Origin of the sequence: Maribacter sp. PR1 (assembly GCF_028464145.1) — a bacterium.
Taxonomy (GTDB): domain Bacteria; phylum Bacteroidota; class Bacteroidia; order Flavobacteriales; family Flavobacteriaceae; genus Maribacter.
This window is the reverse complement of sequence record NZ_JAQPCG010000008.1, coordinates 33,310-46,489: the sequence shown is the minus strand read 5'-3', so window position 1 is coordinate 46,489 and position 13,180 is coordinate 33,310. Positions and strand designations below refer to the sequence as shown.

Sequence of the window (13,180 nt, the reverse complement as noted above, 5' to 3'; positions counted from 1 at the left end):
ACTGCATTATTCCCTAATCACCTTTACTAGTCCATCGATACCTAATTTAATTATAGAAGATGGAACAGAATTTTTATTTTCAGGTTTCAAATTTACCACATAGTCTACACCTGTTAAAATGGCCTTGTCAATTTCTTCAAAATTAGGAGGAGTCTTGTTACCTGCAATGTTGGCGGAAGTGGAAACAATGGGCTTTTTAAATTTTCCAATAAGATATTGGCAAAATTTATCCGAGGCCACCCTTATGGCCAATGTATTGTCATTTGCTATCAAATTTTTGGCGACACCTTTGGGATTATCATAAATTATGGTCGTTGGTTTGGTAGCGAGGTCCATGATATCATAGGCTATATCTGGTACTTCCTCAATATACCTTTCCAACATGGCGTCATTGGAAACAAGACAAATTAAAGCTTTTGAATCCTGTCTTTTTTTTAGGTCATAGACTTTTTTAACGGCTTCGGCATTCGTTGCATCACAGCCAATTCCCCAAACCGTATCCGTTGGGTAGAGTATAAGTCCACCATTTTGAAGTATTTCAACGGCTTTTTTTATTTCGTCCGTAACATTTTTATTCATTGATATTTATTTTAAAATAATCTGTTACTGCCAACCATTGCGTGCGATTTTTGTCTTCATCTACATTTTTTCGCTTAAGGGATTCCTTTTGGGAATTGAGAATTGGAATTGGTTTTTTGGGTTGCGATTCTGATAGTTTGGACCGTGTTCCTTCTAAAAGTGATATTGCTTTGAACCAAAGATCATCTGCCGAGGGTGTCAACTTTAAAAATAATTCTTGATTCAAAACTTTTTTGGAAAGGCTGTTATTTGGGTATAACACTCCGGCAACCCCAATAGGCAATACAGTCCTTGGGTCGATTTTCTCATTCTTATTCCTAACCCATTGCTTGTAAGGTAATAAATTACCTTGTTTATTATATTGAATATATCGAACTTGATTTGCTATAATGCAATCTGGGTATTTTTTATGTTCTTTGTATAACAATTCTAACCAGTCTTGATGGTAAATTACATCATCATCGCAAGTAATAATAGTATGTTCTGGATACTTTTCCAGTGTAAGCACCAATTTCCGATGAGAACAGGTAAGTTCGGAATATTGAATTTCAAATATCGGGTCAATTAACTTTGAAAGTCTAATTGGAAGGTTTTCCTTTAAATCTTCATGCAACCATAAAACTATTTTTAAGGGACTAACACTTTGATTTAAAAGGCTCCTAATTACAATATGTAAAATACCTATTCTAGAAGGTATTGAGGTAAGGGAAACGATAACGGGTATTTTATTGGCCTTAATAGATTTTATGGACGAAGTTGGTTTTATTAAAAGCTTTAAGGTATGGTAAATAGATATTGGAATTTCTTTTACCTTCATTTTAAATGGAAATTAATTTTGTTTGAGTTTTTGACGTTATTATTGATATTACCGTTGTAAAATATCCAAAGATACAGGAAGACTTTCATATTTTTGCCAAACTATGACCGATACATTGGAGGAACCAAAAATTAGTGTAATCATAAGCACCTATAATGCCGAAGAATGGTTAAGGAAAGTGCTTTGGGGTTTTAATCAACAGACTTTCAAAAATTTTGAGGTCGTAATTGCCGATGATGGTTCTAAAAGTTCCACCAAGGAATTAATAGGCCAAATGGCCAATGAGGTGTTTTATCCCATAGTTCATGTTTGGCAGGAGGATGATGGATTTCAAAAATCCAGAATTCTAAATAAGGCCGTGGTGGCCTGTAGTGCCGATTATATTATTATGACCGATGGAGATTGCATTCCTAGGGAAGATTTTGTTCACGTACACTATATCAACAAAGAAAAAGGGTTTTTTATTTCTGGGGGTTATTATATGCTGCCGATGAATATCTCTAAATTAATATCCTTGGAGGACATTGAAAAACAGCACTGTTTTAATATCAATTGGCTAAAGGAAAAAGGTATTCCAAAGACCTTTAAGAACAATAAATTGACGGCCCACGGTTTTATTTCTAAAATTCTGAATTGGGTAACACCTACCAATGCAAGTTGGAACGGACATAACTCTTCCGGTTGGAAAAATGATATATTAAATGTAAATGGCTTTGACGAGCGTATGCAATATGGGGGACAAGACCGAGAACTTGGCGAGCGTTTATTTAACTTCGGACTAAAATCAAAGCAATTAAGGTACAGTGCAGTCTGTGTGCATCTAGACCATAAAAGAGGTTATAAGACGCCCGAGTCCATTGCTAAAAATATGGGTATAAGGAAAAAAACAAAGAAAGAAAAAAGTGTTTGGACTTTTTATGGCATTACCAAATAATAGGCGAGTTCATTTTTTTGCTCCAATCCCTTAAGTTCCTTGAACCGCTCAAGAACTCCCAATGCGTTCAGGTAACAAATTGTAAATCCTTTTTTACCGTCCAAAAACCCTAACCTTAAGAAGTAATGATTGAAGAATTTCCAACTAGTTTTTAAATACATCAATAGATAATTGAATTTCCTTTCTTTGTAGAAGCATTCAATCGCCTTTAACCTACCATATTTTAACATTTTAGACTTATAGTCTTCATAGTTTTTATAGCAGTAATGCACCAGCTTTTCATTTAAAACACCAGAAGTACCATTCACCTCCAAGGTTTCATGTACTATTTTCCGATCTGAGAATTTCGCTTTACTCTTTCTAAAAAGCCGGTAGTTTTTATCTGTTTGCCATCCACTAAACTGCAATTTTTCATTCTTGAACATAAACTGTCTGTAGAACCAGTAGGCAGCAATATCATTTGGTTCTTCAACGGTTTCAAGAATTTCATTTTTTAACGCAATAGGTACAACTTCATCGGCGTCTACGAATAAAATCCAATCATTTGAAGCCTGTTTAAGCGCAAAGGATTTTTGTGCGGTAAAGTTTTCGAATGGATTTTGAATGACCTTAACTTTTGGATGACTTAGAAGATATTCAAAGGTACCATCTGTACTGAATGAATCTACCACAACAATTTCATCAACAAAAGAAATGGAATCTATGCATTTTTCGATATATCCAATTTCATTAAAAGTAATGATAAGCGCAGTAATTTTTTCTTTTTGTGCTGTCATAAAAACCAAATAAGTAGGGTAGTTAGCATTGGGCTAACAAAGATATAACATAAAAATGGGGCAAAAATTGTAATAAATAATAAATTTCTTACAATCTATAAGATACCTTGATTTTGTTTTGAGATGCTTAAAACCTTACGAGGTTGCGTCAAAATATTAGAAACTTCCCTATCCAATTAAAATAATATTTGAAATAAAAAATAGTCCTAAACAATGACCTAAACTGCTACATTATATTCCCTTAGAGCATCATTCAGGGAAGTTTTTTTATTGGTACTTTCCTTTCGTTCTCCAATGATAAGTGCACATGGAACCTGATATTCACCGGCGTTAAATCTTTTAGTATAACTACCAGGTATTACCACCGATCTAGGTGGAACCAATCCTTTTCTTTCTATGGGTTTTTCTCCCGTAACGTCAATTATTTTAGTCGATCCCGTTAAAACTACATTGGCTCCCAAAACAGCTTCTTTACCAACCCTAACCCCTTCAACAACAATACATCTAGATCCTATGAAGGCATTGTCTTCGATAATTACGGGTGCTGCTTGTAACGGTTCCAGAACCCCTCCAATACCAACACCTCCGCTAAGGTGAACATTTTTACCTATTTGTGCACAGCTACCAACAGTAGCCCATGTATCTACCATGGTACCCTCGTCTACGTATGCACCAATATTAACATAACTTGGCATTAATATCGTACCAGGGGAGATATAGGCTCCATGCCTGGCAACGGCGTTGGGCACTACACGAATTCCTTTTTCCTTATAACCTTTCTTTAGGGGCATTTTATCGTGATATTCGAAAATACCTGCTTCCAAAGTTTCCATTTTTTGGATTGGAAAGTAAAGAACTACAGCTTTTTTGACCCATTCGTTTATCTGCCAATCATCACCATTAGGTTCTGCACAACGAAGTTTTCCTAAATCAATAAGATTAATAACTTCCCTAATTGTGTTTTGTGTACCAGAATCTTTTAAGAGGTCCCTATTTTCCCAAGCTTTTTCTATCGTGTTTCGTAATTCTGTCATTTTCATCAAAATTTGCTCAAATATAAGTTGAACTACAGGAATTAGCTATCTGTTAATCTTCATATAACAAATTATCCTTTATTTTTGCCAAAAATTAAATTTGGGACGAATACTTGCACTGGATTATGGTCTAAAGAGAACAGGAATTGCGGTAACCGACGAGCTAAAACTAATTGCTTCAGGGCTTACTACCGTTGCTACTAATGAGATAATTCCTTTTTTGACGCAATATTTGACGGATGAAAATGTGGATATTTTGGTTGTGGGAGAACCTAAACAAATGAATAATCAACCCTCGGAATCAGAGGTTTTGATAATTCCTTTTTTAGAAGAAATCAATAAGAACTTTCCCGATATGCCCATTGCAAGACAAGATGAACGGTTTACATCCAAAATGGCATTTCAGAGTATGCTGGATGGTGGCCTGAAAAAGGCGCAACGCAGAAATAAAGCCTTGGTTGATGAAATCAGCGCTACCATAATTTTGCAATCCTATATGGAGACCCATAAAATGTAATTGTATGGAAGAATCGGAAATATTGATAAGAAGAAAGTTTAGGCAATATTTGAATTCCTATTTCAAAAAAAGAGAAAGGCGTAATTTAAATACCACAGACTTTGTAATAGTAAGTAAGAATTGTTGGGGAGGGCAACTTTACAAGTGGTTTGATTTACCGTACAACTCTCCATTTATAGGCTTGTTTTTATGTGGGCCATGTTATATAAAACTTTTGAAAAATTTTGAATATTACCTCGACCAAGAACTAAAATTTGTGGAGAAAACCAAATATGAAATTAATGTAAAGGAGGTATATCCTATCGGAATGCTAGATGATATTGAAATTCATTTTCAGCATTATGAGGATGAATCGGAGGCAACTGAAAAATGGAATAGAAGAGTTAACAGGTTAAAAAAGAACATGGATTATGACCGTTTTTATTTTTCCATTTGTGATAGGCGAGGAGCAACGGAAGATATAATAAGGGAATTTCATGAATTGCCTTTTAAGAATAAGGTTTCTTTTGGAATTAATAAAATAGAAGGACTAAATGCACACCAGCATATTGTTGTGCGAAACCCCGAAAAGAATAGTACCCAATTGCAGAACGGGAAAAAATTATATAAACTTACTTTTTTGTATATGGACCTGGTAGCATGGTTAAATACAGGAAGGGTTGTTAGAACAAGATTTAAAGTATAAATTATAGTTATGACATTTCCAATTATAGCCTACGGTGATCCAGTTTTAAGAAAAGTGGCAGCAGAGATCAATAAAGACTATCCTGATTTAAAGAGTCTTATTTCGAATATGTGGGAGACCATGTATAATGCCAGTGGCGTTGGACTGGCCGCGCCCCAAATTGGTCTGCCCATTCGAATATTCATAGTAGATACTACACCATTTTCGGATGACGAGGATTTGTCCGAGGAAGAACAAAAGCAATTGGATGGTTTCAAACAAGTTTTTATAAATGCCACTATAGAGGAAGAAAGTGGTGAGGAATGGCCGTTTAATGAAGGTTGTCTAAGTATCCCCGATATAAGGGAAGATGTGAACAGGAAGGATACGATTAGAATCACCTATTTCGATGAAGATTTTAATAAGCAGGTAAAAACATTCGATGGTTTATTGGCAAGAGTAATTCAGCATGAATATGATCATATAGAAGGGATTCTATTTACGGATAAACTATCTACTTTGAAAAAAAGGCTTTTAAAGGGCAGATTATCCAATATCTCTAAAGGAAAAATAAATGTGGACTATAGAATGCGTTTTCCAAATCAAAAAAAAGGAAGATAAAGAAATTCGTTAATCATTAGAAAAGTGGCATCTTTGCCCACTTAAATAAAAAAATGCGTATGGGGTTGGAAAAAATATTATCAGTTGCAGGAAAACCTGGTTTGTACAAATTAATTACTCAGACTAGAACTGGTTTTGTTGCAGAATCACTTTTGGATGGAAAAAAAATTAGTGTTGGACTAAGGAGTAATGTGAGCGTACTTTCTGAAATCGCTATTTATACCTTAGAAGAAGAGCTACCTCTGAGGGAAGTATTTCTAAAGATTCAGGATAAGGAAAACGGACAAAAAACAGCTGTAAGTCATAAGGACGAAAAGATAAAGTTAGAGGAGTATTTCTTCGAAGTCTTACCCAATTATGATGAAGACAGGGTGTATGCAAGTGATATCAAAAAAATAATCCAATGGTATAATATTTTAGTTGAAAAAGAATTGGCCAATTTTACCAAGGAAGAGGCCCAAGTCGAGGATAATAAGGAAGAAGAAAATCAATAGACTTTAAATCATTATATAATAAAGTAAAGCCCCGAATTTAAAATCGGGGCTTTTTTATGCGATATGATTAGTGTATTCTGTATTTTTAGTAAAATTCAACGAAACAAGAAATGAAAAAAAACCTTCACCTGTTCACCGCATTAGCGTGTATAGCTTTTAACATGTTACTTATAGCGCAAGAGCCAAAGGATACTACAAAACAAGCCACCAAAGAACTTCCTTTAGAGCCAGAAAGAAAAATTTCATTTTCTACTGATACAGGGACTTGGATGTCCTTGGATGTGAGTCCGGATGGTAAGACTATAATGTTTGATCACATGGGAGATATTTACTCCTTGCCATTATCCGGTGGAAAAGCTACAAGAATTACGAAAGGTATACAATATGACGTGCATCCTAGGTATAGCCCCGATGGAAAAAGTTTGGTATACATTTCGGACAAAAGCGGTTCGGACAATATTTGGACTATGGAATTGAAATCTATGGAGGAGAAACAGATAACCGAGGAAAAGAAACACAATTTTTTCTCTGCCGAGTGGACGCCCGATGGCGACTATATTATTGGGGTAAAAGGTAGAAGGAATATTAAGCCGCACATATATCATAAGGATGGTGGTTCTGGGAGTCAATTAGTAAGTGAGCCCGAAAATATAAAGCTCATTGACCCGGCAATCAGTCCAGATGGTAAAACCATATATTTTTCCCAAAGGCGAAGTGCTTGGAACTACAATGCTCAATTACCACAGTATCAAATTGGTACATATGATATGGAAGATGGTGAAATGGCAGTAATTACTTCTAAATATGGTTCCGCCTTTACGCCCACAATCTCACCTGATGGTAAATGGATGGTTTATGGTACACGTTATGAAACGGAAACAGGCTTGATATTACAAAACTTAAAAACAGGGGATGAGCGCTGGTTGGCCTATCCGGTTCAACGGGATGAGCAGGAATCCATTGCTCCCTTAGGTGTATTGCCTGGCATGTCGTTTACTCCGGACAGCAAACAACTTATAGCCTCCTATGGTGGAAAAATCTATGCCATTTCCATTGATGACAATACTGCCAAGGAAATCCCTTTTACGGTCGATGTAGCCTTGGATATGGGACCTCGGTTATCCTTTAAATACCCCATTGAGGATAATCAAGAAGCACTCGCGACCCAAATTAGGGATGCAAAGCCTTCTCCAGATGGCAGTAAATTGGCATTTACAGCGCTTAACCGTTTATATGTTATGGATTTCCCTAACGGTACGCCCAAAAGGGTGACCGAAAATGATTTTATAGAAGCACAACCTGCTTGGTCACCCGACGGTAACAATTTAGTATTTACCACTTGGGAGAAAAATGGAGGGCATTTATATTCCGTAAATCTGAATGGAAGAGCAAGAATAAAGAAACTCACTGCGGTACCTGGAATTTATACCTATCCTGCATGGTCCTTTAATTCAGACCGCATTGTTTTTCACAGGGGCACTGCACAGTCGTTTCAAGATTTACTAGGGCTATTTTCGAGTAGAAATATGGAGGATTTGGTATGGATACCTACTGAGGGTGGAGAGATTCAATTTATAGACAAGTCAAAGGATAGAACTGTACCCCACTTTACCAAAGTTGATGATAGAATCTACTTAACCGATTCGAAAAATGGGTTAGTATCCATTCGATGGGATGGTACGGATGAAAAAGAACACCTTAAATTAAAAGGAATTGTAACCTATGGTTCTCAAGATATTTTTGATGATCATTCCGTTTTACCGAATTCGGTAGAAGCCGATGATAAGGATAAATCTTCAAAACCAGATGAAATCCGTATTTCTCCGGACGGTAAATCGGCCTTAGCTAAAATCAACAATGACATTTATGTCGCCACTATTCCTAGATATGGCAAAACACCAATAGTTTCTGTAGCTAAGGTTGAAAAAGCAGCATTTCCTGCTATGAAACTTACGCAAATAGGTGGAGAATTTCCCTATTGGTCCTATTCCAGTAAAAATGTGCACTGGTCCTTAGGGGCAAGTCATTTTGTCTATAACCTAGCCAAAGGAAAAAAATATGCGGATAGCCTAGCTACGGTAAAGGAGGAAAAGTCAGAAGAGAAGAAAATTGATTCCGTAAAGAGTAAGGATAAAAAAGAAGATATTCCAGAATTTAAGGCGGATGAATACAAAATAAACGTTAGTTATCAGAAAGACCTTCCGAAGGGAACCTTGTTGTTGAAAGGAGCACGTATTATTTCTATGAAGAATGATGAAATTCTTGAGAAAGGAGACATACTAGTCGAAAATAATAGAATAAAATCTGTTGGTCCATCGGGAAGTTTTTCGGTCCCTAAAGGAACCAAGGAAATAGATGTGACCGGTAAGACCATACTTCCCGGATTTGTGGATACCCATGCCCATTTAAGACCGGCTTGGGGAATACATAAGCAACAAGTTTGGATGTACGCTGCCAATTTAGCATATGGGGTAACCACAACTAGGGATCCGCAAACGGGAACCACAGATGTGCTTACCTATGCTGATATGGTCGATGCCGGTATGATCGATGGTCCTAGAATTTATAGTACAGGTCCAGGCCTGGGTTATTGGGGTTATCAATTGGAAAGCTTGGAGCATACCAAGGAAGTACTGAAGCAATACAGTGATTATTTTGACACTAAAAGCATAAAGATGTATTTAGTGGGTAACCGGCAACAGCGCCAATGGGTTATCGAGGCTTGTAAGGAATTAAAATTAATGCCTACCACAGAAGGAGGCTTGGACTTCAAATTGAATATGACCCAATTATTGGATGGATATCCTGGGCATGAACATTCTCTTCCAATATATCCTATTTATGAAGATGTGGTTAAAACGATTGCAGAATCCAAAATGGCAGTTACGCCAACATTATTAGTTTCATATGGTGGACCTTGGGCAGAAAACTATTATTATGCTAGGGAAGATGTTTGGGGCGATGAGAAGTTACAATATTTTACACCTTATAAAGAACTCGCAAGTAAGAGCAGGAGGAGGCCAGGTTGGTTTATGGATGAGGAGCATATTTTTAAAAAACATGCCGAGTTTATGAAATCCCTTGTTGAAGCAGGAGGACTGGCTGGGATAGGTAGTCATGGTCAGCTACAAGGATTGGGTTTTCATTGGGAACTTTGGTCTGTGGCAAGTGGGGGTATGAAACCTATGGATGCATTGAAAGTTGCCACTATAATTGGTGCCGAGGCAATTGGACTTGATGGTGACTTAGGAAGTTTGGAGCCGGGTAAATTGGCTGACTTGGTTATACTGGATAAGAATCCCTTAGAGGATTTAAGAAATACCAATACCATATCCCACGTCATAAAGAATGGAAAGGTATATGAAGCAAATACTTTGGACGAGGAATGGCCAAATCAAAAACCAGCGAAATCTTTTGAATGGAATAATAAGGGACCTGTAAATTTACCGGGAATAGATAAATAAGAAAAGGCCCTTATTACGGGCCTTTTTTATGTTAGACGGGGTTCTGATTTGTTTATCTAGTCTTTCTCAATGGTTTCATAAGTGAACTTGCTTTTTTTCCAGTCTATCAATTTAGACGGATAATAGTTTACGTTCATTCGTTCCAAAAATGGGGCTTGGTCTCCCAACCGCACTTTGTAATCTTCCCAATTCCGGTTTTCTGGAATACTCCAGGCCAACTCCGAATATCCAATTACCCTAGGAAACGCCAAATATTCCAATTCTTCTATATTCGTTATGGTTTCCGACCATAATGGGGCCTCCGTACCCAAAATGTTCTCCATGGGTATGCCATATTCTTCAGGAGTCCATTGGTATGCGGTATCTACCGGAATATATCCGGCCCAATGAAGTCCCAATTTGGTAAGCGTATCATATTGCATATCCAAATAAGCTTTTTTTGCAGGGGAAACAATGACTTTCATGTTCTTTTCAACGGCCTTTTTCGCATTCTCTTCACTTGCCCACCATTGTGCTATTGCATTCGAGTCAATATCTGCATTGGCAATTTCGTCCCAACCTATCATTCTTTTACCATGCTTTTGCACTATTTTCTCCACTCTGTTTACAAAATAGATATAATCGTTCTTTTTGGTAACATGGCTTTCATCACCGCCCATATGGAAATAGGGCCCCGGGGTCATTTCGGAAATTTCTCTAACTACATCATCAATAAATGAATAAACCGTATCCTTCCTGGTGTCGAAAGTGCTAAAACCAACGCGCATGCCTTCATACAATTCAGGCGTTTTTCCATTACCATTTAAAAAGGGGTAAGAGGCGGATGCCGAGTTCGTATGTCCGGGCATGTCGATTTCAGGAATGACCGTCATGTATCTTTCCTGGGCATATCTTACTATTTCCTTATAATCTTCCTGGGTATAGAATCCACCGGATTCTCCGCCGACCTCCGTACTGCCACCAATTTCAGTGAGTTTTGGCCAAGACTTTATTTCTATGCGCCAGCCTTGGTCATCAGATAAATGTAGATGCAGCATATTAATTTTATAGTAGGATAGAAGGTCTATATATTTTTTTACATCTTCTACACTAAAGAAATGTCTTGCCACATCTAACATTGCCCCTCTATAACCAAAATTGGGACTGTCTATAATCTTTCCCGACGGTACGGGCCATATTTTTTGCTCGGCCAATGTATCAGTGCTTACATCCGGAACGAGCTGTCTAAGGGTTTGGATGCCCCTAAACGCACCCTCAGCAGTGTTGGCATTCAAAATAATTGAATCTTGGTTAATATAAAGTTGGTAGGCCTCAGGGGTTTCCAACACTATACTGTCTGATTGGTTAATATAAATGACACGGTCAATTGTATTTGTAGTTTCTTGATTTACCGGAATATCCAAATTGATTTTCGCTTTTAGTTTTTCCGCTAAAAATTTTCCTACTTTGTCAAAACCAGTGGCACTTTTCGAAGTATATATTGCGGTGAATTGATCTAATGCAAAAGCCGAATTCGTTGCTATGGTCTTTGTAGGTTTAGGAATTAAACTAATATCGGACAAGTTGGTAACAGGCATAGGTATCCTTGGCTTTTGGTTTTCTTGGCATGCCAAAACCAATATTCCAATGGATAAAAAGAAAATACATCTGATTAAAACAGTTTTTATCATTTTTAAATTTTAGGGGTTATTTACAAGATGTTGCATGGTATTATACCATATATCGTATCCTTTGGCATTCATATGTAAACCATCTGAAACAAAGAGATCTTTCATTAGTTTTCTTTTGTTTAACATGGGATGCCAGACATCTACAAAAAGTAGTGACTCATCTTTTTTTGTCATTCTTTTGAACTTCCGGTTGAGTCTTTTATATTTTCTTCTCAATTTCCACCTACTAATACTTGGTTTGGCGGAAATCAATACAATTTTTACATTGGAATTCCTTCTTCTAATTTTTTCTACTATCGCCTCAGTGGTTTCTATTATTTCATTAGGTTTTTTCTTTGCAGAAATATCGTTGTCACCCTCATAAATAAAAACTTTGGTAGGATTATATTTTATAACCAAAGTATCCAAATAATAGAGTAAATCAGTAGCTTCGGAACCACCAAAACCGCTATTTAAGACTTGATGATCCGGAAAAGATTCTTGAAGATTATCCCATTTTCGAATACTGGAGCTGCCTGTAAAAATTATGGTCTCCCTTTTTTTATTCCACAGCGAATCGTTCCTTTTGGAAAGTTCATTTACTTCATTGGCAAAACGTTCACTGTTTTGGGCATGAAGGCACGAAATTGTTCCGAGGAAAATAATACAAATTGGGAGTAACTTCAATATATGTTTCAATTTGGAATTTTTTGTAGGGTTTAAAGTTAAGCATTTGGTGGAATCAAATTCATTCGGGTTTCTATTTTTGGGAATTGATTTCTAATTCCGACCAATCATAAAATCGTTGAATCCAATCGTCCGAAGGTAAATCTTGTTTTTTCATTCCAAATCCGTGACCTCCTTTAGAATACATATGTAGACCAGCGTTTTTGTTTCTCTTTAACCATGAGGAATACAATTCAACACTACCGGCGGCAAGCCCTAGAGGGTCGTCCGTGGCGCAGATAACCAACATGGGGGGAGCATCCTCGGGAGCACTTTGAACCGGTAAAGCCGTTGTCCAAGGATAAACCGGAACTATGAAATTCGGTCTATTGTCCTCATTGTAATTATAAACAACACCCATAGTAACCGCACCACCTGCCGAAAAGCCCATAAATCCAATTTTTTGAGGGTTAATGTTATATTCTGATGCATTCGCTCGAACATACCTAATCGCAGCTAGTCCGTCTTCTATTGAAAGTGGAAGAACAGGTTCGACTCGTTGCATAATTTTTTGAGGATTGCTTGTTCCCTCTTCGGATATTTCTTTAACACCATCTTCTGCTGTGGGTACCAGTCTATACTTAAGTACAAATGCCGTTATTCCTTTTTCAGCGAGCCATTTTGCAACATCGTTACCTTCACTTTTAATACTTAGTGCATATAATCCTCCCCCGGGAGCAATGATTACACTTGTGCCATTGGGTTCGTTAGGCCTAAAAACTTCCATGGTTGGGATAGAAACATTGGTAACTACATCGGTTTGCCAAATATTCGAATAGTATGCCTTTTCACCTCCTTTCCATTGGACATTATCATTTGTATTAAAGGGTAATTCAATAATTTTTTGAGCGAAAATTATAGAGGTCGTACAAAAAAATAAACCTAAGAAAATTGTTCTCATAATA

At 37.0% G+C, this 13,180-nt stretch carries 13 protein-coding genes; 6 read left to right on the top strand and 7 right to left on the bottom strand.

Annotated elements, in window-relative coordinates:
• Nucleotides 1-6 precede the first annotated feature (6 nt).
• Both PP182_RS16525 and PP182_RS16520 read right to left on the bottom strand, forming a co-directional pair.
• Nucleotides 7-579, bottom strand: coding sequence for an L-threonylcarbamoyladenylate synthase (locus PP182_RS16525; RefSeq protein WP_272652372.1), 573 nt, complete (start codon nt 577-579; stop codon nt 7-9).
• Entirely contained in the window at nt 572-1,396 is an 825-nt protein-coding gene (locus PP182_RS16520; protein ID WP_272652371.1) for a hypothetical protein, read from the bottom strand. Before PP182_RS16520 ends, PP182_RS16525 begins: the two co-directional genes overlap by 8 nt.
• Nucleotides 1,397-1,499: 103 nt before the next feature.
• Here PP182_RS16520 and PP182_RS16515 point away from each other — a divergent pair, with 103 nt between their 5' ends.
• Complete coding sequence (locus PP182_RS16515) at nt 1,500-2,330, top strand: glycosyltransferase family 2 protein (protein ID WP_272652370.1); 831 nt, start codon at nt 1,500-1,502, stop codon at nt 2,328-2,330.
• On the opposite strand, the gene PP182_RS16510 is transcribed toward PP182_RS16515, so the two are convergent.
• The gene (locus tag PP182_RS16510; protein WP_272652369.1) at nt 2,312-3,106 is read right to left on the bottom strand and encodes a glycosyltransferase family 2 protein; all 795 of its coding nucleotides are present in this window, start codon (nt 3,104-3,106) and stop codon (nt 2,312-2,314) included. The genes PP182_RS16515 and PP182_RS16510 overlap by 19 nt on opposite strands.
• Before the next feature lie 218 nt (nt 3,107-3,324).
• Entirely contained in the window at nt 3,325-4,140 is an 816-nt protein-coding gene (locus PP182_RS16505; protein ID WP_272652368.1) for a 2,3,4,5-tetrahydropyridine-2,6-dicarboxylate N-succinyltransferase, read from the bottom strand.
• Nucleotides 4,141-4,240: 100 nt separating this feature from the next.
• On the opposite strand from PP182_RS16505, the gene ruvX reads away from it, so the two are divergent.
• From ruvX to PP182_RS16480, 5 genes are all read left to right on the top strand, one after another.
• Nucleotides 4,241-4,657 (top strand): Holliday junction resolvase RuvX, encoded by a 417-nt coding sequence (ruvX, locus tag PP182_RS16500; RefSeq protein ID WP_272652367.1) that lies wholly within the window; start codon nt 4,241-4,243, stop codon nt 4,655-4,657.
• 4 nt (nt 4,658-4,661) lie between these two features.
• Nucleotides 4,662-5,342, top strand: a complete 681-nt coding sequence (locus tag PP182_RS16495) for a DUF1919 domain-containing protein (RefSeq protein ID WP_272652366.1) — start codon at nt 4,662-4,664, stop codon at nt 5,340-5,342.
• A gap of 9 nt (nt 5,343-5,351) precedes the next feature.
• Nucleotides 5,352-5,942 carry a peptide deformylase gene (gene def / locus PP182_RS16490; RefSeq protein ID WP_272652365.1) on the top strand — a complete coding sequence of 197 codons (591 nt, stop codon included), beginning with the start codon at nt 5,352-5,354 and terminating at the stop codon, nt 5,940-5,942.
• A gap of 59 nt (nt 5,943-6,001) precedes the next feature.
• A complete protein-coding gene (locus tag PP182_RS16485) occupies nt 6,002-6,436 on the top strand; it encodes a DUF5606 family protein (RefSeq protein WP_272652364.1) in 435 nt (144 codons plus the stop codon).
• A 110-nt stretch (nt 6,437-6,546) separates the two neighbouring features.
• Nucleotides 6,547-9,900: an amidohydrolase family protein gene (locus PP182_RS16480; RefSeq protein WP_272652363.1), complete on the top strand. Its 3,354-nt coding sequence runs from the start codon at nt 6,547-6,549 to the stop codon at nt 9,898-9,900.
• Between the two features lie 56 nt (nt 9,901-9,956).
• On the opposite strand, the gene PP182_RS16475 is transcribed toward PP182_RS16480, so the two are convergent.
• From PP182_RS16475 to PP182_RS16465, 3 genes are all read right to left on the bottom strand, one after another.
• The gene (locus PP182_RS16475) at nt 9,957-11,570 is read right to left on the bottom strand and encodes a family 20 glycosylhydrolase (protein WP_272652362.1); all 1,614 of its coding nucleotides are present in this window, start codon (nt 11,568-11,570) and stop codon (nt 9,957-9,959) included.
• A 9-nt stretch (nt 11,571-11,579) separates the two neighbouring features.
• Nucleotides 11,580-12,248, bottom strand: a complete 669-nt coding sequence (locus tag PP182_RS16470; protein ID WP_272652361.1) for an SGNH/GDSL hydrolase family protein — start codon at nt 12,246-12,248, stop codon at nt 11,580-11,582.
• 61 nt (nt 12,249-12,309) lie between these two features.
• Nucleotides 12,310-13,176: an alpha/beta hydrolase gene (locus PP182_RS16465; protein WP_272652360.1), complete on the bottom strand. Its 867-nt coding sequence runs from the start codon at nt 13,174-13,176 to the stop codon at nt 12,310-12,312.
• Nucleotides 13,177-13,180: the final 4 nt, after the last annotated feature.